Below are 23,442 nucleotides of genomic sequence, written 5' to 3' on the forward strand. Positions count from 1 at the left end.
GCGACAATGGCGACGTTCGTGCTGGTGCCGGGGTTCTGGCTGGGTGCCTGGGCGTGGCGGGACGTGACCGGGGCGCTGCGCGCGCAGGGGCACGAGGTCTACCCGATGACGCTCACCGGGCTGGCCGAGCGTGACCACCTCGCCGGGCCGGACGTCACCCTGGACACGCACACCACCGACATCGTCCGGCTGATCGAGGTCGAGGCGCTTCGCGACGTGGTGCTTGTCGGCCACTCCGGCGGCGGGATGCCGGTCGCCCAGGCGGCGGACCGCATCCCGGACCGCATCGCCCGGGTGGTCTACGTGGAGAGTGGGCCGCTGCCGGACGGCACGTCGCAGTTCGACACGGTGCCGCCGGAGGAGCAGCAGCGACTGCGGGCCCTCATCGGCGCCGGGCACCTGCTGCCGCCGCCGGCCTGGGATCCGGCGGCCGACCCGACCAACCTCGCTGGGCTTGACGAGCCGACGTTGGCCCTGCTGCGCGCCCGCGCCACTCCGCAGCCGCTGCGCACCGCCACCGACCCGGTCCGCCGCACCGGCGGCCGAGCTGTGCCGACCGCCCTGGTCGCCAGCACCTTCCCGCTCACAGTTGTCCGCGACATGATCGACCAGGGGCACCCGTTCTTCACCGGGCTGGCCGGGGGTCGGCTGTTCGAGGTGCCCACCGGGCACTGGCCGATGCTCAGCGAGCCGAAGGCCCTGGCCGACGTGCTCGACAGCGCCGCCCGCGACTGAACGGCGCGGGTCACCGGCTGACCGGTCAGCGCGGCGTCGGTCGGCGAGTCGCCGACCGACGGGTCAGCGAGGCAGCAGCGCGGCGATCTCGGCGGCGATCTCCGCCGGGGTGCGCCCGTCGGTGACGACCGTCTCGGTGGCCACCTCGGCGTAGAGCGGACGGCGCTGGTCCATCAGGTGCTTGAGGGTGGCGCGCGGGTTGATCGCCAACAGTGGCCGGCCCGCGCCGAGCCCGACCCGCTTCACGGCGTCGGGCAGCTCGACCGACAGGTGCACCACCCGATGCCCGATCAGGGCGGCACGGGTCTCCTCGGCCAGCACCGCGCCGCCGCCCAGGGCGAGCACACCAGGGCTGGCCGCCAACGCGGCGGCGACGGCGGCCCGCTCCAGGGCACGGAAGTGGTCCTCGCCCTCGTCGATGAAGATCTCCGGGATGGGCTTGCCGGCCATCTGCTCGATGTCGGTGTCGGTGTCGCGGAACTCCACACCGAGTACGGCGGCGAGGGCCTGCCCGACAGTGGTCTTGCCGCAGCCGGGTGCCCCGACCAGCACGACGACCGGCGCCATCAGCGGATGACCAGCGCGTCGAGGTAGCTGGCGAGGTTGCGGCGGATCTCGGCGACCGAGTCGCCGCCGAACTTCTCGGTGGCAGCTTCGGCGAGCACCAGGGCCACCATCGCCTCGGCGACGACCGCCGCGGCGGGCACCGCGCAGACGTCCGAACGCTGGTTGATGGCGGTCGCCGGCTCGCCGGTGGCGACGTCCACGGTGGCCAGCGCGCGGTTCAGCGAGGAGATCGGCTTCATGGCGGCGCGGACGCGCAGCGGCTCACCGGTGGTGATGCCGCCCTCCAGACCGCCGGCCCGGTCGGTGACCCGGCGGACACCGGTGGCCGACGGGATGATCTCGTCGTGCGCCTCGGAGCCACGGGAGCGGGCCTGCTGCCACCCGTCGCCGATCTCCACGCCCTTGATCGCCTGGATGGACATGAGCGCGGTGGCCAGCCGGGCGTCGAGCTTGCGGTCCCACTGCACGTGGCTGCCCAGCCCTGGCGGCACGCCGTACGCCAGCACCTCGACCACGCCACCGAGGGTGTCGGCGGCCTTCTTCGCGGCGTCGACCTCGGCGACCATCAGGGCGCTGGCCTCCGGGTCGAGGCAGCGCAGCGGGTCGGCGTCGATGCGGGCGGCGTCCTGGGGGCTCGGGCGCAGCCCGGGCTTCGCGGCGATCGGACCAAGCTCGATGACGTGCGAGACGATCTCGACGCCGAGTGCCTGCCGGATCAGCGCCTTGGCGACAGTGCCGACGGCGACCCGGGCGGCGGTCTCCCGGGCGCTGGCGCGCTCCAGGATGGGACGGGCGTCGCTGTGGCCGTACTTCTGCATGCCGGCCAGGTCGGCGTGGCCGGGCCGGGGACGGGTCAGCGGGGCGTTGCGGGCCTGCCGGGCCAGCTCGTCGGGGTCGACAGGGTCGGCGGCCATCACCGTGCGCCACTTCGGCCACTCGGAGTTGCCCACCCGGATCGCCACCGGGCTGCCCAGTGTGACGCCGTGCCGCAGCCCGCCGAGCACCTCGACCTCGTCCTGCTCGAACGACATCCGGGCGCCCCGGCCGTAGCCCAGCCGCCGACGGGCCAGCTCACCGGCGATCTCGGTGGTGCTCACCTCGATACCGGCCGGCACCCCCTCCATCAACGCGACGAGGGCGGGACCGTGCGATTCACCTGCAGTCAACCAGCGCAACACAGCGGTCAGTCTGTCACGCCCGGCCGCCGGCCCGATGCGCTGCCCGCCGCGTCCCGCCCTACGGACGGCGACACACGGCGGGACCGCCGTCGGCAGTGACCCGGTGAAGCCCGGGCCGCCGCCGACGGCGGCTCAGATTCCTCGGCCGCGCTTGTGCAGGGTGCGCAGCACCGCGTCGGCCCGCACCACCCGACCGGCGACCGCGAGCGCCAGGTAGGCGCGCGGCTCGCGGGGGTTGCGGCGCAGGGTTCGCCGCGCCCAGCGCAGCGCGCCCCGGCGGTCGCCGGACGCGGCCCGGGCGAAGGCGATCTGTCCGGTGACCCGCGCCTCGCCGGCCGGCTGGCCGGCGAACTCCGGGTAGCGGTGCAGCAGCCACTGCAACGCCTCGGAGATCGTGTCCCAGCGCTGGGCGAAGTACGAGCGCTTGTGCCACCGCACGAGCACCGACGGGGTACGCAGGTTGAGCAGCGGCGCGCTGCGGGCGGCCCGCAACAGGAACTCGTAGTCCTCGGCGTAGCTGCCCGGAATTTCCTCGTCGACAAGGCCGAACCCGTCGCGCAGCGCTGCCGCGCGGATCAGGAAGGTCGACGGGTGCAGCTCCGTCATCCGGTCCCGCAGCAGGTCGTCAAGGGTGATCCGGTCCTTGTCGAGCACCCGGTCGACGGTGTGCCCGTCGTAGGTGACCCGGATGCCGCAGCACACGAACTCGGCGGCCGGGTCGGCGGTCAACGCCTCGACCTGGGCGGCCAACTTGCCCGGCAGCCACTCGTCGTCGTCGTCGCAGAACGCGACAAGCTCACCCTCGGCAGCGAGGGTGCCGCTGTTGCGGGCGCCGGCGAGGCCCGGTGTGCGCTGGTTGCGGATCACCCGCACCGTACGGTCCGGACCGGTCAACCCGGCCAGATCGGTCAGCGACTCGTCGGGCGTGGACTGGTCGAACACGACCACCGCTTCGATGCCGCCCGCGTACTCCTGGGCGAGGATCGCCGCCAACGCGGCGCGCAGCAGCTCGGGCCGGTCCCGGGTGGGCACCACGACGCTCACTGTCGGCTGCCGGGTCATCGAATCTCCTCCGTACCCCGGCCGGAACGCGGCCAGGTCCGCCAGCGGGGGCGGCGCCGGGTCGACCGGGCCACCAGGTCCTCCACGATCTGTCCGACCCTGGCCACCGCCGCCCGGCGCGCCTCGTGCGCGTCCGGGTCGGCGGCCACCGCGTAGCGGGACGGGTCGGCGTGTCCGGCGTCGAGCGCGTCGTGCAGCGCCTCCCGGGTCTCGCAGAGCGCCACCAGGCCGGCCGCACCGAGCCTGCGGGCGAAGAGCTGCTGGTGGTCGTCGACGTGCTCGCCGTGCACTGGGTCGCGGGGCACCACGATGGGCAGGTGGCCGTGCCTGCGGGCCTCCAGGATCGTCGCCGGGCCGCCGTGGCAGACCACCAGGTCGGCGTCGGCCATCGCCCGTTGCAGGTCGTCGTGGCCGAGGAACGGCACCGCACCGGGCAGCTGCGGCGCCTCGGTGTGCCCGTGCTGCACGGTAAGCGTGACCGGCCGATCGACCTTGGCGTGCCACTGGGCCAGCCAGTCGACGAGCCGGTCGAAGCGGTGCTTGTCGGTGCCGACCGCGACGAGCAGTCGGGTCTGCGCGGTCGGCCTGGTGTCGCGCTGGCGGGGCAGCCGGGCCGGCTCCGAGGTGCCTGCCGCGTACGGGCGCGGTGCGGTGCCGGCCTCCCCGTTCACAGAAGTGTCCCGACGACTGTGGCTTCCGGGTACTGCCGGCGCTGCTCATCCCACTGCACGAGCATCGCGGACAGGAACGGGCGGCAGAGCCGGGCCGTCAGCGTCGGCGTGTCGATGCGGTCGTACACCTCGATGTAGACCGTCGGGATGCGGCGCAGGCGGGCCAGCACCACGAACGGCACCGCCACCCCGGCGCCGGTGGTGACCACGGCGGCGACCCGCCTACCGCGTAGCACCCGCCAGGCCAGCAGCGCGTTGCGCAGCAGGTTCGGCACGTTGCGGGTGGTCGGATGGTGCGCGGGCACCAGGTCCTCGCCGGCCAGCAGCGACACCGCCTCCGGGGTGTCGAAGGTGACCCAGCAGCGCCGCCACTGTTCGTACCAGGGCCGAAGGGCGAGCAGTTGCGCCAGGTGCCCGCCGCTGGATCCCACCAGCAGCAGCACCGGCGGCTCGCCGCCGTCGTTGTTCGCGTCCACGCGACTCCCCACAAGTTCGCTTGGAATTCAGGTTTAGACCAGCCAGAAGCAGATCACAGGTTCGTCGGCCGTTGAATAGCGCGACCGGCCGAGGTGACGATCTCCACCCGAGGTGTCCGGGTACACCGTCCGTCCTGGACCAATCGACATACATCACGACCTGCTAGTTCGTCGTCACCCTACGACACATTCCTGTCGTAGAGGTTTTCCCAGTTCAGGAGGTATGTCGTTTCTCGATGACGTCCAACAGTGCGGGATGCAGCGCGCCGTTCCAACCCGCTCCGGCGTCGGCCAACCGCCACGTCCGCAGCCACATCTCCACCAGATACGCGTCGGCCACCAGCCGGCGCTGCGCCGGGTTCAGGCCCAGCCGCTCACCGTGCCGGTCCAGATGCTCGTCCACGGCGGCAGCGGCCACGGCGGCCGGCTCCCCCCGCAGCACCAGCGAACGCTGGAACGCGTCGTGCGCCAGGTCGAAGCCGAGCGGCACGTCCGGGCCGCTGTGCTCCCAGTCCCACGCGACCAGCCGTCCGGCGTGCAGGCCCAGGTTCCACGGCACCCAGTCGCCGTGCCAGTGCCCGAACTCCACTGCGGTGTCACGGTGCCGGCGAGCCAGCGCGGCGACTGCGGCGACCGCCCGCGCGCCGGCCGGCTCGGCCACGGCCGCGCGGTCGGCAAGCTCTGTCAGCCGGGTGAGGAACGTCGAGGAGGCCAACGGTCGGGGCGCCTCCGCCGGAGCGCCCCGGCGGGCCACCGCGAGCAGGGCCGCGATCCGCGGCGGGTCGTCGACAGGTACGCCGCGCACCGCGGGCGGCAACGGCTCCACCACAGCGACCACGTGGTCGCCCCACACCGTCTCGGCGAGCAGCCCCGGAGGCGTCGGGTGGTCGGCGACGCCGGTCACCCCGCGCAGGTCCCGCAACGCCGCCGCCTCGGCGGTGACAAGCGCCCGGGTGGCGTCGTTCCAGCCGATCTTCGCGTAGCCACGCGGGCGACCGTCGGCGTCGAACAGTTGCAGGGTGGGCTTGCCGTTCGGGTCCGGTGGACGGACACCGAAGGCTGCCAGCAATGGCGTACCGCCGAGATCAGCGGCGAGCCGCTCGGTCAGCAGCAGGTCGACCGCCGGCACGCCCGCCGGCACCGAGACGGTGAGCGTCGGAAAGGGCGAAAGGCCCGCGCCGCCGAACCGGGCCAGCCCGCCGATCGCCGCCCGCAACGCACGCACCTTCGGCGGACGCAACGCGTTGTACGCCAGCAGCGACGCCGCACCGGCCCGGGGAGCGCCAAGCGGCACCAGGAACCGTGCCCGGGCCACCGACGGCACCACCGCGTACCGGGCCACGGCCCGATGACCGGCCGGCAGGCCACCGCCCACGGTCAGGCCGACCCTGTCGTCCGGGAACACCGCACGACTGACCCAGCCCAGCCCGTCGGACCGGGATCGGGGATCCGTGTCCGAGGCGACCTCCGTGGTCACGCCGCCCGGTCCGCCCAGTCGAGGTCCAACCCGAGCCGCTCGCGCAGCGCGTCGTTGTACGGCCGGTAGTACTCGGTCAGCTCGGCGCGTACCGCGGGATCCAACGGTGCGGACCGCCTGTCGTTGTAGACCTTGAAGTCCGGCAGGTCGTGTGGCGGCAGGCCGAGGAAGTCGAGTGTGCGCCCGTAGGTGGCGCGGGCGTCGCGGTACAGGTCCTCGCTGGGCAGGAAGAGGATCTGCGACCTGTCGAAGCGCTCCAGCCACGGCTCCAGGTGCTCCAGGTAGCGCCCCCGGGCCCGGTACGTGTACCAGTCGTACGCCTCGCTGAACGACTCCGGCTCGGCGATCAGCCGCTCCCGCTCCCCCGCCGTCCGCTCCGGCTCGGCGGCCAGCGCGGCGGCGAAGTCCAGCGGCTCGATGCCGTGGGTGCGGCGTTCCTTCCAGTGCGAGTACGCCCGCTCCACCGGGTCCCGCAGGAGCACGATCAGCTTCACCGTCGGCATGAGCGCGGCCACCCGCTGCGCGGCGAGCGGGTGGAACATGTACAGCGGGGCCGCCTCGCCGACGCGGACCGGCCCGCCGTGCCGCCGCTGGAGCGCCTCGCGGTGTCGCTCGGTGGGGAAGTGCGACCTGTACCACGCCTCGCCGCGACCCCAGTGCTCCTCGAAGTAGTGCGCCGACTTCGTGTTCCACGCGGGAAAGAGCCGGGGCACGAGGGGGTGCTGGATGAGGTAGTTCCACAGGGAGGTGGTGCCGCCCCGCTTGGTGCCGATGATGAGGAAGTCCGGCAGGGGCCGTCGGTCGCTGGTGCGGACCCCGTAGTCGACGAGGGATTCCTTCACCCGGGTGGTCACCTGGGTCGGTACCAACTGCTTGACCCGGTCACGGATGGACGCCACGACGGACCTCACCTACCTTTCGTCGATGCCGGGGTCGCCCCGGCGGCAGTGGCCGCGTCGTCCCGCCCACGGATCTGCCTCATGGTCACTCGAATGCCGGCGCGCACCCGGGGCAACGTCAACAAGCCGACGCAGCCGGCGAGCAGAACTCCCAACGCCACCGCGACGCCGGGCAGGCCGCGCCCGCCGACCAGCACGCCGACGCCGGACGCCAGGCCCACGCCGGCGACAGTGGCCGCCGCCGCGCGCAGCGTCGCACCGTCGAACAGCGGTTCCCGGACCACCGACCGGGCGAAGCCGGCCGCGCTGAGGTTCTCGGTGGCGATGCCGGCGGCCCAGGCCAGAGCCGCGCCTGTCGCACCGTGCCCCGGGATCAGCAGGAACCCCAACGTGACGGTCATTGTCAGCCCGGCCAGGGTGGACACCAGGTGCAGCCCGCTGCGCCCACCCATCAGCAGCAGGCTCTGCACGTTGCCCACGCCCGTGTTCACGAGCATCGCCAGCGCGAGCACCGTCATCGCCGGCACCCCGGCGGTGAACTCCGGGCCGAACAGTTGCAGGAAGGCCAGCGCGAACACCGCCAGCAGCAGGTACACCGGCCAGGACAGCACCAGACCCCAGATGGTCAACTGCCGGTGCACGGCCGCCGCGGCGGCCCGCTCGCCCCGCCCGAGCAGCCGGGACAACTGCGGCGACACTGCCACCCGGAGCCCCTGCATGGCCAGTTGACCGGCCAGCACGTACCTGCCGACCGCGCCGAACACGCCGGCGTCCGCCGGCCCGGCCAGCACCGAGGTCAGCAGCACGCCCACCCACATGCTGCCCGCGTCGATGGCCGCCGAGGCGGCCCGGGGCAGCGCGAAGCGCCAGAACGTCGACCAGTCGGCGCGGTTGGACCGCAACGCCGCGCCCCGACCCAGCCCGAGCGGGCCGGCCACCAGGGTGAGGCAGACCAGCAGCGCCAGCGCCGCCGGCACCAGCCAGCCGGTCATGCCCGCGAGCAGGCCGCCGCCGGCCAGCGCGGCGGCGCCCACCAGCGCCGGGCGGGCCACCGGCAGCAGCAGGAACTGCACTCCGACGTACGCGCGGATGGGTCGCACGCAGCGCAGGGTGGCCAGCAGCAGGGTCATCGCCACCACCACCGGCACCGCCGCGAAGGTGACGGTGAGCAGCGCCCGGCCGTCGTCGCCGGAGCCCTGGAGCAGCCGGGGTGCGAGCGCGTCGGCGGCAAGCACACCGACAACGGCGACCAGGAGTCCGACCAGCAGCGGCGGGAGCAGCGCCACCGGGAGCATCCGGGCGGCGTCCCCCTGGCGGCCGATCCGACGCCGGGGCAGGGCCCACATGAGGCCGGTCTCGGCACCGAGCGTGCAGACCGCGGTGGCCACTGTGACGACACCGATCGCCGCGAAGAACGCACCCGAGCCTGCCGTGCCGTACGCCCGGGTGATGACCACTGCCAGTACGAAGCCGAACAGTCCGCTTGTCGCGGCGCCGAGCAGCCCGGCCACGCCGCTACGCGCGCTGCGCCGGGTCTCCGCCGCACCGGCGTCGGACGGGTTGCTGGTGTCGGTGCCGGCCGCGCCCCGGGTGGCGGCGGTCATGCCGGCACCGCCGTACGCCGGGCGGCCTGCGGTTGCGACCCGTCCGACCGGGTGAGCCGTTCCCGTTCGGCGAGCGCCATCGCGAAGGCGACAGCGAAGAACGCGACTGCCAGATTCTGGTTTGCCATGCCGTAGAACGGGATCTGCACCAGGCAGACCACTGGCACCGCGGCCAGCCACTGACCGGCCGGCGAGGTCGCCCGCGCGCAGATCACCGCGGCGGCGACGAACCAGGCCAGGAAACAGATCAGCGCGGGTACGCCGTGACTGAACAGCACCATCCACAACTGCCCCTGGGTGCCGATCGGCGCGGCGGCGGAGACGGTGTCGACGTTCACCGGAGCGCCGTAGCCCAGCCACGGCGACTCCTGCACGCGGCGGATCACCTCGCTGTAGAGCGAGAGCCTGTCGGTGTTGGTGTCGCTGGAGTCGACCCGCTGGCTGATCAGGTCGGTGATCGGGATGACAAGCGTGGTGAGCGCGCCGATCACCACCACGCCGACGATGGACGCGGCGACCCGGACGTTGCCGCGCAGGCTGGCCCGCACCCCGAGCACCGCCAGCCCGGCGCCGAGGCTGAGGAACATGGCCCGGTTGAGGGTGAGGAACGCCGGCGCGAGCGACAGCGGCAGCGACACCAGCAGCGCCCACCGCAGCACTCCCCGCCGGCACAGCATGGTGAACGCCACCACGCAGGGCAGGGTCATGGCGTACGCGCTGCCGTAGTTGTTGGTGTACGCGAACGGCGCGGCCGGTCGGTAGATCGGGTTGAGCGAGCGAACGCTGTATTCGGCTGTGGTGAGGTGCACCATGTCCTGGATGAACGGGGTGCCGGCGACCCCGCCGGGCAGCAGCACTTCCAGCGGGGTGGTCATCTCCAGCCGGGGCACCAGCACCCCCAGCCAGCCCAGCACCACGAGCGCGAACCAGAACGCACAGAGCGGGATGAGCACCGGCACCAGGTCGGCGCGTTCCCGGGCGGCGGCGTAGACGTAGACGCCGACCACGAGCGCGGTCAGATAGAAGGCGAGCCGCAGGGTGAACGTCAACAGCGAGGCCGGTGACGTCAGTTGGGTGGCGCTCACCACCACGATGGCGAGGAACAGCAGCCAGATGCCGGCGGCCGGCGGCAGCGGCACCCGTCCCCGGGTGAACAGCAGCGCGAGCAGCAGCGCGCCCAGCAACGGCCAGCCGAGGTAGAACGCCCCGAGCAGCCACCAGAGCGGTACCAGGCCGAACATCACGGCAAGCGGCCACAGCGGCAGCTGGGCGGGGGGCGGGGTCGGCGGGATGGGCGCGCCTGCGGAGGGGGCGCCTCCGGGCGGCGGCACGGTCGCCGGGGCGCGGGTGACCGACACCCGTCAGGCCCGGCCGTTGCGCGTGAGCACGAAGCCCAGCGGGGTGACGCCGGCGGCGCGCAGCCGCTCCACAAGTCGTCGCAGGTCGCTCTGCCGGGTGCGGTCCCGCTCGACGACCACCACCGCGTTGCCCTGCCGGGCGACAGCGACGCCGCGTTCGTCGGACTCCCCCGGTGGGGCGTTGTACAGCACGAGCCCGTGGTCGGCGCCCTGCCGCCAGGTGCCGAACCGGACGGTGCCCACGCCCACGGAAACCTCGTCCGGTGTGGCCGGCCGGCTGCTGTCGGTAAGGGCCGAGGTGACGCGGGGCAGCGTCAGGGTGGCGTCCGGGTCGGTGGACGGGCGTGCGCCGGGCGGGTGCGGGGAGGGTCGTCGGGGGGCGGGGGTCGCCGGGGTGGCGGCAGCGGCGGGTGTGCTGCCAGCCGGACGGGGCTTGGGCACGTGCGGCCGGGACGGGTCGATGGGCAGCCGCCCCCGGTCGGCGAGTACGGCGGCGCGCAGGCGGTCGGTCCGCCCGCTGTCGTCGGCGACGAAGACCTCCCGACCGTCGACGGCGAGCGCGACGGCGAGCCCGGCGGTGAGCGCTGTGGCGTCCTCGCGGGCGGTCACGAGCGCCACCCGGGCAGGTTGGCGGACCCGCTCGGCGACGGCCATCGCCACGTACCGGATGTCCGCGTCGGCGGCTCGGGGACTGCCCCGGAAGCCCGGCCGGCGGACCGTGCCGAGCAGCGGCAGGCCTGTGGCGTCCCGGCCGTCGGCGACCGAGCGGACCCGCCGGTCGGTCGCCTCCCAGGCGTAGGACAGCACGATGCCGAGCAGCGCGCCGCCGAACAGGCCGGCGACCAGGAAGAGCAGCCGGTTTCCGGCGGAGGTGGCAAGCGCCCGCTCGGCGGTCTGCGTGACCCAGCCGGGGTTGACGTCGACGGCCGCGATCTCGGTCCGGGAGGAGTTGAGCTGGGTGAGCTGGTTGTTGATCCCGGCCAGTTCGGCGAGTGCGGCGTCGCTGGCGGCGGAGTCCTTGGCGGCGCTCACGCGCTTCTGCACGGCGGTCTGCTGGGCGGCGACCTTTGTGATGCTGGCGTCGTAGGAGCGCAGCATCTCGGCGCGCTGCTGCTCGTACATGGCGCGTCGCACGTCGAGGTACGCCTGTGCGGCGAGGTTGGCGCCCCGCACCGCCCGCTGCGCGTCCGGCGACGAGTAGCTGAAGCGCAGGATCTGCCCGCCGGTGGGGACCTCGACCTCGAGTGCGTCGCGGATCTCGCGGGGGTCGCCGCCGATGGCGCTGGCGAGGCGTTGGACCACCTCGGTGCCGGTGGCGATGCGGCTCTCCACGTTCATGTTGACCGCGCGGTCGGCGTTCGCACCGCTGGGGGTGAACGCGTCGGTGACCACGGGCCGGACCGCCACCACCGCGTTCGCGGTGACGGCCGCCGGCACCAGCAGCACGAAGCCGAGCGCGGCGAGCAGGCCGACAAGTGCGACAGCGAGCACCAGGCGGATCCGGTGCATCGGCACCCGCAGCAGGTCGGTCAGTGTGACCGAACGGGCGGCGTTCGTGGGCGGGCCGTCGGTCGACCAGGAGGCGGGTGCGGCGTCAGTCATGGAACTTCTTCACCGTCTGTTGGGGATTGCCGATGACGACGACGCGGGGTGGCACATCAGTGCGGACCACCGTCGCCGCGCCCACGACGCTGTCCCGCCCGACGCGGACACCCTTCATCACCAGGGCGTGCGCGCCGATCCAGACATTCTCCTCGATTACGATCGGGGCGCGCGTGGCCGCGCCGGGCGGCGCGTGGCGCAGCTCGGGCGGCAGGTTGTGGAAGTCGTTGTCGAGAAGTTCACAATCGGAGAGCAGGCAGCGGTCCCCCACTGTCACCGACGTCCAGGTGCCGATCCAGGTGGCGTTGAGCAGACAGTCGGTGCCGACGCGCACCTCGCCGGGGCCGGCGAAGCGGACCAGCTTGTTGATGCGGGTCCGGTCGCCGATGGTCACGCGTACGCCGCGACGCAGCCGGATCCGGCCTCGGATCTCCACGTCGCGGCCGAGTGTCAGCCGACGGTAGCGGAGCCGATACCACAGGCGTTTGACCGCGAAGACCAGGCGCACCGCGCTCTTCGCGCGGATGCCAGCGGCGCCGACCAACGACCCTCCCCCATGTCGCGGGGCCGGCGGCGGGGGTGCCGCCGCCGGCCCAACGTGAACAATCTACCGATGTTCCGTTACGAACCGTTAACCGCTACTGCACAGAGAAGAACGTCGACGGGGTAGACCAGGACAATTCGGTGGTCGCGGGAGCGATCACCGTCGCCGTCGTACCGTCGACCACAGCGGCCGGCGCGGCCGTCGGGTCGAACGGCACACTGCGCAGCGTGCCGTCGGTCGCACCATAGACGATCTTGCCACCGACCCACGCCATGCCCCGCACCGTCGACCACGTGACGCCTGAGGTCGGCAGAGTGAACTCGGTGGCGCCCAGGTAGTTGCCGTCGATCTCGAAGTAGCGGTAGTAGAGGTTGTTGGCGCCGGTACGGGTGTAGTACAACCGCCCGTCGAGGAAGAACGCACCGGTCAGCGCTGCCGCGTTGAACCAGTCGTTGTAGCCGGACGCCTCCCACGGCGCGCCGATCGCGCCGCCGTTGAACATCGAGATGTCGATCCGGCTGCCCGTGGGCGTGCCCGAGACGGTGTGCGACCAGTAGATCCGGTCGGACACCCGCCAGGTCGCGCCGGCACCCGTGTAGTTGGGCTGGCTGACCGTGGCAGCGGTACCCAGCGTGGTGCCGTCGAACGGCACCTTCGCCAGCGTGCCCGGGGCGGTGCCAACGTAGAGGTTGCCGGTCGTCGCCGTCGGCGGGTTCTTCGGCGTGAAGGTACGCCCGCCAGCGAGCGGGAACACGCCGAGCCGGCCGTGGTACTCGTTGCCCATCCCGTCGGAGTTGTGGCCGAAGTGGAGACCGTCCGGCCCCCGCCACAGCACCGGCACCGAGGAACCCCAGTTGGAGGTGCCCGCCGGCATCGAGGAGCTGCCGCTGCGGCGCGGGTTCCAGTTCACCGGCATACCGGTGGCCGGGGTGACCGCCGCGATGCCGAGCCGGTCGACAGCGCCGTTGCCGGCCCGGTCACTGGCGTTCGGGTTGTTCAACCAGCGGAAGTGCCCGCCCAGGTAGATGACGTTGTCGGCAACCTCGACCGAGGTGATGGTGTCGTTGCCGGTGAAGTCGGCCCAGGTGGCGAGCTGCCCGCTGCCCCGGGCGGCGGTCTCGAAGCGGACCAGCGCGTCGCAGTACGCGTTCGGCCAGCCGGAGCCGCCGTTGGTGCCGACCACGAACCAGCTGCCGTCCTCGCCAAACCGCACGTCCTGCACGTAGTGCACGAAGGTCGCCGGGTCCGCGCACGGCGCGACGAACTTCTCGGTGCTCCAGTCGAGCACCGACGGGGTGCCGGAGACGTCGACAAGCGCCATCTGGTTACGCGGCAGGTCGTTGACCAGCGTGAAGTTGCCGCCGACGACAAGCGTGTTGCCGTCCGGCGCGACATCGATCGCCCACACGTACGAGTTGGTGCCGTGCCGCCCGACAGTGGCGTTGATGTTGAAGGTCGGGTCGATGGCGCCGGTGGTCGCGTTGAGCCGGGCGAGGCCGGCGTGGGCGGTGCCGTTGAGCCAGTTGAACGCACCGGCCACGTAGAGCCAGTTGCCGTTCAGCGCCATGTCACGGACGTTGCCGCCGTCGGAGCGCCCGACCCAGCTGTCGATGATCGCGCCGGTGCTCGGGTCGAGGGCGACCAGGTTGCGCCGGGAGACCCCGTTGACGTTCTTGAACGCGCCGCCGGCGATGAGCGTGCCGCCGGGGCCTGCGATGAGCGTGTTGACAGCGCCGTCGAGCACCGGCAGGAAGCTCGTGGAGATCGTGCCGGTGGTGCGGTCGTACGCGAAGAGGTAACGCTGGGTGACCCAGGCGGACGTGGCGGTCTGCCGGATCTGGGTGAAGCTGCCGCCGACGAAGACGGTGTTGCCGACCTGCGCGAACGCGCGCGCCTCACCGTCGCGGGCATGTGGGGTCTGGTCGGCGGGGTTCGTGGACACGAGGGTCGCGGTCTCGGGGACCGGGACCACCGCCGCCGAGGACGCCGTGGGCACGCTGAGTGTCGCGGCGACGACCGCCAGCACGACAACCCCCGCCCGGGTACGACGTCTTCCTGACAAACGCCACAAGGGCGGAATTTTAGGCACGCTGCGCCTCCAAGATGGATGAGAACCCGAGGTAGCGTGCCTCGTCCACCCTGTCAGGCGCATCCGCCGATTGGGCGGTGCATGAATCTGCAAACCGACAGACACCGGAGGATCGGACGTCCGACCTCGGTAAACGGCGTGCTGTCAGGCCCCTTTATGATCTTCAGCGGCTCCCTCCGGTGGGCTGCCGCAGGTACGGGTCCTTGCCGGCCTGCGAGAAGCCGGCCAGCGCAGAGGCGTTGTGGTTCATCGTCATGTCGCAGGTCGCCGTACGGGTGGTCATGCCCGGCGAATTGAAGTAGATGGCAGCCTTGATCTTCGGGTGTGCCTTGAGCGCGGCCGGGAAGTCCTGGAACCAGCGCTGCTTGGCGCCCGGGTCGGCGGAGTTGAAGTTCGTGCCGAACTCGGCGAGCATCCGCGGCTTGCCGGCACCGATCCCGTTCTCGTCCAGCCAGCGGTAGAAGCCGCTCACTGTGGTGCTCGGGCTCTTCCACACAGTGCTGTTGTTGCAGACGTGGAAGTTGTACGGGTCGTAGGCCACCCAGTCGACGTAGCGGTCACCGGGGTAGAGACCCGCGTACCGGGAGTAGTGCCCGGACCAGCCCATCATCGTCCAGACCCAGACCGCGTTGTCGGCACCCGCCTTGGCGAAGCGCTCGTGCACGTACCGCCAGGCCCTGACGAACTCGGCGTCGCTGCCCTTCTCCGGCTCGTCCTCCGGCTCGTGGTCGAACCCCATGAACACGGGCACCTTGGCGGCCCGGATGCGGCCGGCGACCGCGTCGATCGTCGCGTCCTGCCGACCGCTGTAGACGTCGGCCCACTTCAGCGTCGTGCCGGCGGAGAAGTTGCGGGACTCCCAGGCGAAGAACATCAGCCGGCCCTCGCGCATCTGCTGCTGCTCGTACGCGTCGGGGAAGGCACCGTTGCTGCCGGCGTTGGAGAAGTCGTGGTAGCGGTGCACGATGTCGAACTTGCGGCCGACCTGCGCCTCCACGTCGGTGATCGCCTTGCCGTGGTCCCAGCCGCCGGACGCACCGGCGGGTGAGTACATGCCCCACCAGGCGCCGCAGGACGGTACGAGCTTGTCCGACACCGACCCGCACTTGCCGGACGGGAGTTCCGCGCTCGCCGTAGCGGTCGGCGTCCGGGTCGGCGCGACTGTCGGCGACGGCTTGGGCGCGGTGGTGGTCGGCGGTGCGCTCGGCGACGGCGCCGGGGCGGGGCGGGTGGTCGGCGCGGACGAGGGCGCGGTGCCGATGTCATAGGTGATCGTCAGGCTGGGCCGCAGGTCCGGGTTGCGGTTCTCCACCGACGCCCAGTAGATGCGGGTGTCCAGGCCGGTCTGGGCGAGCGACACCGTCCAGGTGCCGTTGCCGGTGACCAGCGTGGACACATCCCACTCGTTGACGCCCTTGGCGACCCCGGTCACGGTGGACAGCGCGGTGCCGGCCGACGTCGGAGTCGGCCGCGCCTCGCGGGCGCTCAACGTCGAGGCGTGCGCCGTCACCGTGGCGGCGAACTGCTGCCAGGTGTGCATCCGCAGCGTCGCCCGCACGTTGACAGCGGCGGCCGGCACGTTTGTCACAGCGAACTCGACGACAGCCTCCCGGCCGCCCCGCGGGTTGCCGTCGCAGCGCACCGGACAGGTGGCGAGGGTCGACTTGACGGCGTTGTCGCCGTCCTGCGTGACAGCGGTCGCAGTGGTGTCCGCCGTCGCGCGAATCGACAGCTCGTCGCTGGCCAGCAGCGGCATCATTGTCGCCACGAGGCCCGCCACCACGGCACCCCCGACCACGCCGAGGGCGATCGCCTTGCGCCGGGGCCCGGAGCGGAACCGGGTGATGCGGTGCAGTCCGTGCCTGGTCAAGGAAAACTCCCTGTGTCTGCTGTGGTAACCGGGTGCAGCGTATCCACGACCAGGGAATGTCGCGCGCAGGACAGTTTCCCGTAAGCGCGTCTTAAGAGTCAGCTAAGGAAGTCGCCCGGTTGCCTGCCGCAGGGCCTCCCGCATCGCCTCGACCGGGGCCGGGACACCTGTGAACTGCTCGAACTGCCCGAGCGCCTGGGCCAGCAGCAGGTCCAGACCGGACACCACCCGCAGGCCTGCCGCTAGCGCGGAGGCGGCCAGCGGTGTCGGCCACGGGTCGTACACCGCGTCGAAGAACACCGCGCCCGGCGACCAGGTCACCGTTTCGGCCAACGGATCGGCGACGCCCGCCGGCACAGTGGACACCACGACGTCGGCGGTGAGGTGGCGGGGCGCGTCCACCCAGGCCCCGGCGCTCAGCGCGACCCCGAGCGCGTCCGCCACGGGACGCAGCTCGTCGACCGCCTCGGGGCGGCGGGCCACCACCGTCACCGAGGAACAGGCCAGCCGCGCTGCGGCGGCGAGCGCGGCGCGGGCCGTTCCACCCGCGCCGAGCACTGTCATCGCCGCACCGGCGCGTACCCCGGCGTCGGTGAGCACGTGCACCATGCCGCCCACGTCGGTGTTGTCCGCGTACCAGGAGCCGTCCGGACGGCGTACCAACGTGTTCGCCGCGCCGACGGCGGCGGCGACAGGCGACGCGGCGTCGGCCACGGCGAGCGCCGCCTCCTTGCCCGGCATGGTCACCGACAGCCCGGCCCACTCCGGGCCCAGGCCGGTGACCAGGGCCGGCAGCTCCGCCGCCGCGCACTCGATCCGGGTGTACGACCAGCCGGTCAGCCCCGCGGCGGCGTAGCCGGCGTTGTGGATCACCGGGGAGAGCGAGTGCGCGATCGGCTTCCCCAACACCGCCGCACGCCGAACCAGTGCCATCAGATGATGCCGGCCTCGCGGGCCTTGGCCTCGTTGCGCTGGTGCTCCGGGTAGGTCTCGGCGAAGGCGGAGTGACCCTGCTTGTCGATGGCCACGAAGTAGAGCCACTTGCCGACCGGCGTGTCCATCGCCCCTTCCAGGGCTTCCTTACCGGGGTTGTTGATCGGGGTGGGGATCATGCCCCGCAGCTTGCGGTTGTACGGGTTCTTCGGGTCGTCCAACTCCGCCGCCGTCATCTGCTTGGACGACTTGGTCGCCCGGCCGACCGACTCCAGGTAGTAGTTGACGGTGACGTCCATTTCCAGGCAGTTGCAGGGGAACTCGCCGTACACCCGGTTGTAGGCCACCCGGGCCACCTTGCCGAGGTCGTCCTTGTTGCCGGCCTCGGCCTGGGCCAGCGACGCCACGATCAGAGCCTCGTACGGGCTGACCTTGCGTTCCTTCTGCACCCGGTCGGCGAACTTCATCTCGCCGGTCACCGAGAGGAAGTTGTCCACCATCAGCTTGAGGATGCTCTCCGCGGTGGCCTTCGGCGGAATCTCGTACGTGTCCGGGAAGAGGAAGCCCTCGACAGACTTCACTACCTTCTTGCCGTCGTCGCGCGTGAACCACCAGTCCGGTACGCCGAGCGCCTCCGGGTCCTTCGCGGCGGCCTCGAACTCCTTGACCGGGATCTTGGTCTTCTCGGAGAGCAGCTTGTAGATGTTCTTGGCGGTACGCCCCTCGGGGATTGTCAACCCGTTGACGATCTTGTTCTTCAGGTCGAGCATCGCGGTGACGGCGCTCTCGCCGCTCATCTGCTTGCGCAGCTTGTACGTGCCCGGCTGGATGTTCTTGCTGCGCGAGTTGGCCTCGGCGGCCTCGACGAACGCCTTGCGGCTCTTCACCACGTCGGCGGCGACCAGAGCGTCGGCCATGTCGGCAAGCAGCGCGCCGTTCTTGATCTCGACGGTGACCTCGCCGGCCCCGGCGCCGTCGTAGTCGGGCGTGACGAAGTAGTTCTGGATCCGGTCGAAACCGTAGAAAGCCCCACCACCGATGGTGCCCAGCAGGACCAGGGCCATCAGCAGAGCCAGGAACGTCTTGCCCCGGCCCCCGCCGGAGCCGCCCTTGCGCTTGCGGAAGCCGCGCCGGTGCCGGCCCTTCTCGCCCCGCTCCGGCTCGTCGAACCCAAGGTCCAGATCGTCGATCATTACGTCCGCCTCCGCTGCGCGTCCAGCCAGCTCTGCAGGATCTCCACCGCGGCCGCCTGGTCGACAACCGCACGTTGACGCTTGCCCCGAACGCCACGCTCGGCCAGCCTACGAGAAGCGACCACGGTCGACATCCTCTCGTCAGTGAGCGTTACCGGGACGGGCGCTATCACATCGACCAGTCGGTCAGCGTACGCCTTCACTCCGACCGCCGCCGGGCCGTGCTTGCCGGCGAGATTGACCGGAAGGCCGACGACAACCTCGACGGCCTCGTGCTCGGCCACCAGAGCCGCCACCTGGGCAATGTCACTCGGCACCGCATCCGGCGCCGCCGTGAGGTCACGGGCCAGAGTGACAAGCGGCGTGGCGAGGATGCCGTCCGGATCCGAGCGGGAGATCCCCACCCGCACCTGACCGACGTCCACGCCGATCCGTACACCACGCATGCGCTCACTCACCGACTGTCACCTGAGGGGCAGACGAGCCAGGGCGGACCAAACGGTCCGCCCTGGTCGACACTGATCGTGATATCACGCCTCGGTGATCGCCTTCTCGACGGTGAGTAGCAGATTCGGCGCCTCGGCCGCGGGCAGGCCGCCGCCCTGGGCCAGATCGGGGCTGCCCCCACCACGCCCGGAGAACGCCGCCTTCACCAGGGCCGACGCCGCCAGGCCACGGCTGCGGGCCGCCGCGTTGACAGCCACCACCAGCGACGCCTTGCCGTTCGCCCGGGCCGCCACCGCTACCACCGCCGGCCGCGCCGGGTCGATCTTGCCGCGGATCTCCTGCGCCAGGGTCCGCACGTCGTTACCGGCCGCGCCCTCGGGCGCCTCGGTGCCCACGTACGCCACCCCACGCACGTCCTTCGCCTGCGCGGCGAGCGCTCCCGCCCCACCCAGCACCAGCTGGGCGCGCAGCTTCTCCAGCTCCTTCTCGGCGTCCCGGAGCTGGGTGACCGTCTGCTCCACCCGGTCGGCGACCTGGTCGTTGGGCACCCGGTACAGCTCGGCCAGCCGGGACACCAGCAGGTGCTCGCGGGCCAGGAAGCCGAACGCGTCCATGCCGACGAGCGCCTCGACGCGGCGCACACCCGAACCGATCGACGACTCGGAGAGGATTTTCACGAGGCCGAGCTGGGCCGAGCGCGCCACGTGCGTGCCGCCGCACAGCTCCCGGGCGTAGTCGCCGACCTCGACGACCCGCACCTCCTCGCCGTACTTCTCCCCGAAGAGCGCCATCGCCCCGATCCGCCGCGCCTCGTCCAGCGACGTGATGAAGGCGTGCACCTCCAGGTCGGCCAGCAGCACCTCGTTCACCTGCTGCTCCACGTCCCGCAGCACTGTCGGCGACACCCCGGTCGGGGTATTGAAGTCGAACCGCAGCCGGCCGGGCGCGTTCAACGAACCCGCCTGGGTGGCCGACTCGCCGAGGAAGTTACGCATGGTCTGGTGCACCAGGTGGGTGGCGGTGTGCGACCGGGAGATCGCCCGCCGCCGGGTGGTGTCGATCTCGGCGTAGCCGGTGTCGCCCGCGCGCACCTCACCCCGGATCACCCGGGCACGGTGCACGATCAGGCCGGGCACCGGCTGCTGCACGTCGAGCACCTCGACCTGACCGTCGCCGACGGTGATCATGCCGTGGTCGGGCTGCTGGCCACCGCCCTCGGCGTAGAACGGGGTCGTGTCGAGGACCAACTCGATGGTCTCGCCCTCGGCCGCCGCCTGAACCGGGCCGGCCCCGCCGAGCAGCGCCCGCACCCGCGACTCGCGCGCCACCTCGCTGTAGCCGGTGAACGTCACCGGGCCACCCGAGTCGAGCACCGACCGGTACGCCGACACGTCGGTGTGGCCGGTCTTGCGCGCCTGCGCGTCCGCCTTCGCCCGGGTCCGCTGGTCGGCCATCAACCGGCGGAAACCCTCGTCGTCGACCTTGAGGCCCTGCTCCGCAGCGATCTCCAGCGTCAGGTCGATCGGGAAGCCGTACGTGTCGTGCAACTGGAACGCCTTCGCACCGGACAGCGCCGTGCCGCCCGCCGTGCGGGTCTCGGCGATCGCCGTGTCCAGGATCGTGGTGCCCGCACGCAGCGTCGACAGGAAGGCGTCCTCCTCCGCGTACGCGTACTGCGCGATGCGGTCGAAGTCGGTCGCCAGCTCGGGGTACGACGGCGCCATGCAGTCCCGCGCCACCGGCAGCAACTCGGGCAGCGCCCGGTCCTGCCAGCCCAGCAGCCGAATCGACCGGATCGCCCGGCGCATGATCCGCCGCAGCACGTAGCCGCGACCCTCGTTGCTCGGCGTCACGCCGTCACCGATCAGCATCAGCGCGGTCCGCACGTGGTCGGCGACCACCCGCAGCCGTACGTCGTCGGGGTGCGACTCGCTCGCCACGTGCCCGGAGTGCGCGCCGTACCGCTTGCCGGTCAGCTCGGCAGCCCGGTCCAGGATCGGCCGGACCTCGTCGATCTCGTACAGGTTGTCCACACCCTGCAGGATCGAGGCCATCCGCTCCAGGCCCATGCCGGTGTCGATGTTCTTCGCCGGCAGGTCACCGAGGATCGGATAGTCGTCCTTGGTGGTGCCCGGCCCCCGCTCGAACTGCATGAAGACGAGGTTCCAGAACTCCATGTAGCGGTCCTCGTCGACCGCCGGGCCGCCCTCGCGGCCGTACTCCGGGCCCCTGTCGTAGAACAGCTCGGAGCACGGACCGCACGGCCCGGGAATCCCCATCGACCAGAAGTTGTCCGCCTTGCCCCGGCGGACGATCCGCGCCGCGGGCACACCCACCGAACGCCAGATGTCGTACGCCTCGTCGTCGTCGAGGTAGACCGTCGGCCAGATCCGCTCCGGGTCCAGACCGAACCCGCCGTCGGCCTGCGACTTGGTCACCAGGTCCCACGCGAGGGGAATCGCGCCGTCCTTGAAGTAGTCACCGAACGAGAAGTTGCCGTTCATCTGGAAGAACGTGCCGTGCCGGCTGGTCTTGCCGACCTCGTCGATGTCCGGGGTACGGATGCACTTCTGCACGCTCACCGCCCGCCGGTACGGCGCGGTCTGCTGACCCAGGAAGTAGGGGACGAACTGCACCATACCGGCGTTGACGAACAGCAGGTTCGGATCGCTGATGGCGGGCAGCGGAGCGGACGGCACCACGGCGTGGCCGTTCGCCTCGAAATGCGCGAGGTACCGCCGCTTGATCTCCGCCGTCTTCATCGCTGGTGTTCCTCCGGAAAGATTTCTCGATCGCCGATCCGCGGGTCCTCCCGCAGCTCGGCGTACTGGTCGTCGAACGCCTCGCCCCGAGCGAACGCGGCATGGATCTCCTGCTCACGCTCGGCCATCCCGATCCGGACGTCCTCCACGAAGCTACGCAGCGACTCGACCAGGCCGCCAGCGGATTCCGACAACGTGCTGGCGATGCCCGCCGGGGTGTACGCCTGCACCGTCCGGGTCGCCTTGCGGACCACGATCACGCCGACGGCCACACCGATGCCGAGCCAGAACAACCGCCTCATGTCTCGCTACCTCCTGCTGGCCGGCTGCTCAGCGGTTACCGCGCCGCGCGGCCCGCCGCTGCTGCTTGATGGTGTCGCGTACCTCGCGCTCGGTCTCGGCATGCCGGCGGCCAGCGGCGGCCTTGCGCACGCTGTAACCGAACGCGGCCACCTTCACCAGCGGGTTCGCGGCCGCGGCGGAGACCACCGTGGCCAGGTTGGCGACGTTGGCGGTGACGTTCTGCGCGTGGCTGGTCATGGTGTCGACCTTGGCCAGTTGCAGGTTCACACCGTCGAGCGACGTCTGCACCTGCTCCAGCGCGGTGTTGACGTTCTTCACCGTGGTGTTCACGTCGCCGAGCAAAGGTGCGGTCCGATCGTTGAGGTCGTTGATCATTCGGGTGGTGGCGTCCACCGTGTGCCGCAGCCGCAGGATCGGCAGCGTCAGGATGAGCACCAGCACCGCGAACGCGCTCGCCGCGATCAGCGCCGCGACCTCTCCCATGTCGCTCACGCCTGTCCTCCTCATACAGAGTTCCGCAGGATCCGACGTCCCCGGAACGCACCGCCACGGTGCCCACGCCGAACCACCGAGCCGTCGCCGGTCAGCGGTCGCGGGCGGGCCCGTCAGCCCCAGACCCTACCGTCCGTGATGGAGACCGGCTCAGGACGGTGAGGGTGTCAGGTCGCTGAGCGGATCCCCGCTGACCGTCGGGAACGGATCCTCGCCGGTCAGTGACGGGTCGGTGGCGGGCTGCGGTCTGGTCCGTTCGTCGTCGATGGCGTTGCGTACCTTCACCGACACCAACGAACCGGCACACTCCCCCGCAGCGGCCGATTCCTCCGGCGACGGCACGACCGCCGGCTCCCCGTCGACAGGCGGTGGCACACACGTCGGCTGGCGCACCCACAGGTCGAGGGTCAACTCGTCCTGACGCCAGCACGTGTAGGTGCCCTTCGTCTCCTGCTCGGGGCAGCGACTCACCTTCCACGGCTGCCAGCCGTCCTGACGAAGCGCGTCCTCGTACACCTTCGCCGTCTCCTCGGGCGACTTCTCGGAGGTGACGGTGCGCTCACGGAGCCGGCAGTCGAGCAGGCACCAGCGGCTGCCGCTGACGTCGTCGACAGTCTTCGTGGCGGCCCACGCGGGGACGTTGAGCTGGTCCAGGTTGTCGAAGACCGGGTCCCGGCTCAGCGTACGGACGCCGAAGAACAGCGGCACCGCGCCGAGCAGCACGACGCTGACCAGCACCAGCACCGCCGCCCGCAGCCGACGCCGCTCGCGCAATTGCCGGCGCAACTCCGACCGCGCGCCCGGGGCGCCTTCGTCGTCGTCGGGTGTGTCCGGACCGGCCGTACGCAAGGGCTGCCCGCCTGCCGGTTCGGAGGCGGGGCGGTCGGCCGACCCGGCCACGGCGGGCACCGCGGCGGCCGCTCGGGCCACGCCGACGGGCTCGCCGGGGCGGCCGGGCGGCGGCACGGGGGCGACGCCGCTGGGTTCGGGACGGCCGGCCTCGCGGTGCGGCGGCAGGGCACGACCGGCGGCGCGGTCCGCCGGACGGACCGGAGCGCCACCGCGCGCCGCCACCGGCGACCCGGGACCGGCAACGGGCTCGCCACCGGGCCGGGCGTCGCCGACGGGCGGACGGGCAGCACCGCGAGCCGGACCATCGGGACGGGAGCGCGGCAGGCCG

General features: G+C 71.8%; 21 protein-coding genes. 1 reads left to right on the plus strand and 20 read right to left on the minus strand.

The features are described from left to right. Nucleotides 1-6: 6 nt before the first annotated feature. Nucleotides 7-735, plus strand: coding sequence for an alpha/beta fold hydrolase (locus tag F4558_RS15645; protein ID WP_167944891.1), 729 nt, complete (start codon nucleotides 7-9; stop codon nucleotides 733-735). Nucleotides 736-798: 63 nt separating this feature from the next. Here the strand turns inward: F4558_RS15645 and F4558_RS15650 are convergent, their stop codons facing one another. From F4558_RS15650 to F4558_RS15745, 20 genes are all read right to left on the minus strand, one after another. Further along, complete coding sequence (locus F4558_RS15650; RefSeq protein WP_053655438.1) at nucleotides 799-1,302, minus strand: shikimate kinase; 504 nt, start codon at nucleotides 1,300-1,302, stop codon at nucleotides 799-801. Next, entirely contained in the window at nucleotides 1,302-2,480 is a 1,179-nt protein-coding gene (gene aroC, locus F4558_RS15655; RefSeq protein WP_167944898.1) for a chorismate synthase, read from the minus strand. Before aroC ends, F4558_RS15650 begins: the two co-directional genes overlap by 1 nt. 132 nt (nucleotides 2,481-2,612) lie before the next feature. Next, entirely contained in the window at nucleotides 2,613-3,542 is a 930-nt protein-coding gene (locus tag F4558_RS15660) for a glycosyltransferase family 2 protein (protein ID WP_053655435.1), read from the minus strand. Next, nucleotides 3,539-4,213, minus strand: coding sequence for a glycosyltransferase (locus F4558_RS15665; RefSeq protein ID WP_167944900.1), 675 nt, complete (start codon nucleotides 4,211-4,213; stop codon nucleotides 3,539-3,541). Before F4558_RS15665 ends, F4558_RS15660 begins: the two co-directional genes overlap by 4 nt. Beyond that, nucleotides 4,210-4,689 carry a glycosyltransferase family 28 protein gene (locus F4558_RS15670; RefSeq protein ID WP_053655431.1) on the minus strand — a complete coding sequence of 160 codons (480 nt, stop codon included), beginning with the start codon at nucleotides 4,687-4,689 and terminating at the stop codon, nucleotides 4,210-4,212. Before F4558_RS15670 ends, F4558_RS15665 begins: the two co-directional genes overlap by 4 nt. Nucleotides 4,690-4,903: 214 nt before the next feature. After that, on the minus strand, nucleotides 4,904-6,166 hold the full coding sequence (locus tag F4558_RS15675) for a hypothetical protein (protein WP_053655429.1): 1,263 nt from the start codon (nucleotides 6,164-6,166) through the stop codon (nucleotides 4,904-4,906). Further along, nucleotides 6,163-7,065 (minus strand): sulfotransferase domain-containing protein, encoded by a 903-nt coding sequence (locus tag F4558_RS15680; protein WP_053655427.1) that lies wholly within the window; start codon nucleotides 7,063-7,065, stop codon nucleotides 6,163-6,165. The genes F4558_RS15675 and F4558_RS15680 overlap by 4 nt, the downstream gene beginning before the upstream one ends. 8 nt (nucleotides 7,066-7,073) lie before the next feature. Beyond that, nucleotides 7,074-8,669: a lipopolysaccharide biosynthesis protein gene (locus tag F4558_RS15685; protein ID WP_167944902.1), complete on the minus strand. Its 1,596-nt coding sequence runs from the start codon at nucleotides 8,667-8,669 to the stop codon at nucleotides 7,074-7,076. Further along, the gene (locus F4558_RS15690) at nucleotides 8,666-10,000 is read right to left on the minus strand and encodes an O-antigen ligase family protein (RefSeq protein ID WP_053655517.1); all 1,335 of its coding nucleotides are present in this window, start codon (nucleotides 9,998-10,000) and stop codon (nucleotides 8,666-8,668) included. Before F4558_RS15690 ends, F4558_RS15685 begins: the two co-directional genes overlap by 4 nt. A gap of 30 nt (nucleotides 10,001-10,030) precedes the next feature. Beyond that, the gene (locus F4558_RS15695; protein ID WP_167944904.1) at nucleotides 10,031-11,629 is read right to left on the minus strand and encodes a lipopolysaccharide biosynthesis protein; all 1,599 of its coding nucleotides are present in this window, start codon (nucleotides 11,627-11,629) and stop codon (nucleotides 10,031-10,033) included. Continuing rightward, nucleotides 11,622-12,173, minus strand: a complete 552-nt coding sequence (locus tag F4558_RS15700) for an acyltransferase (protein WP_053658577.1) — start codon at nucleotides 12,171-12,173, stop codon at nucleotides 11,622-11,624. Before F4558_RS15700 ends, F4558_RS15695 begins: the two co-directional genes overlap by 8 nt. Before the next feature lie 94 nt (nucleotides 12,174-12,267). Continuing rightward, entirely contained in the window at nucleotides 12,268-14,235 is a 1,968-nt protein-coding gene (locus F4558_RS15705; RefSeq protein WP_376767524.1) for a WD40 repeat domain-containing protein, read from the minus strand. Between the two features lie 190 nt (nucleotides 14,236-14,425). After that, nucleotides 14,426-16,132 (minus strand): glycosyl hydrolase, encoded by a 1,707-nt coding sequence (locus tag F4558_RS15710; protein ID WP_167944908.1) that lies wholly within the window; start codon nucleotides 16,130-16,132, stop codon nucleotides 14,426-14,428. 102 nt (nucleotides 16,133-16,234) lie between these two features. Continuing rightward, nucleotides 16,235-17,065, minus strand: coding sequence for a shikimate dehydrogenase (locus F4558_RS15715; RefSeq protein ID WP_167944910.1), 831 nt, complete (start codon nucleotides 17,063-17,065; stop codon nucleotides 16,235-16,237). Beyond that, on the minus strand, nucleotides 17,065-18,258 hold the full coding sequence (gene mltG, locus F4558_RS15720) for an endolytic transglycosylase MltG (protein ID WP_167944912.1): 1,194 nt from the start codon (nucleotides 18,256-18,258) through the stop codon (nucleotides 17,065-17,067). Before mltG ends, F4558_RS15715 begins: the two co-directional genes overlap by 1 nt. Continuing rightward, the gene (ruvX, locus tag F4558_RS15725) at nucleotides 18,258-18,716 is read right to left on the minus strand and encodes a Holliday junction resolvase RuvX (protein ID WP_053658567.1); all 459 of its coding nucleotides are present in this window, start codon (nucleotides 18,714-18,716) and stop codon (nucleotides 18,258-18,260) included. Before ruvX ends, mltG begins: the two co-directional genes overlap by 1 nt. A 72-nt stretch (nucleotides 18,717-18,788) precedes the next feature. Next, the gene (gene alaS, locus F4558_RS15730; RefSeq protein WP_167944914.1) at nucleotides 18,789-21,467 is read right to left on the minus strand and encodes an alanine--tRNA ligase; all 2,679 of its coding nucleotides are present in this window, start codon (nucleotides 21,465-21,467) and stop codon (nucleotides 18,789-18,791) included. After that, nucleotides 21,464-21,769: a hypothetical protein gene (locus tag F4558_RS15735; protein ID WP_167944916.1), complete on the minus strand. Its 306-nt coding sequence runs from the start codon at nucleotides 21,767-21,769 to the stop codon at nucleotides 21,464-21,466. The genes alaS and F4558_RS15735 overlap by 4 nt, the downstream gene beginning before the upstream one ends. 28 nt (nucleotides 21,770-21,797) lie before the next feature. Next, nucleotides 21,798-22,253: a DUF948 domain-containing protein gene (locus F4558_RS15740; protein WP_231640146.1), complete on the minus strand. Its 456-nt coding sequence runs from the start codon at nucleotides 22,251-22,253 to the stop codon at nucleotides 21,798-21,800. Nucleotides 22,254-22,412: 159 nt separating this feature from the next. Then, a complete protein-coding gene (locus tag F4558_RS15745; RefSeq protein ID WP_053658581.1) occupies nucleotides 22,413-23,111 on the minus strand; it encodes a hypothetical protein in 699 nt (232 codons plus the stop codon). Nucleotides 23,112-23,442: the final 331 nt, after the last annotated feature.

The sequence above is a fragment of the Micromonospora profundi genome (assembly GCF_011927785.1).
GTDB classification, from domain to species: Bacteria; Actinomycetota; Actinomycetes; order Mycobacteriales; family Micromonosporaceae; genus Micromonospora; species Micromonospora profundi.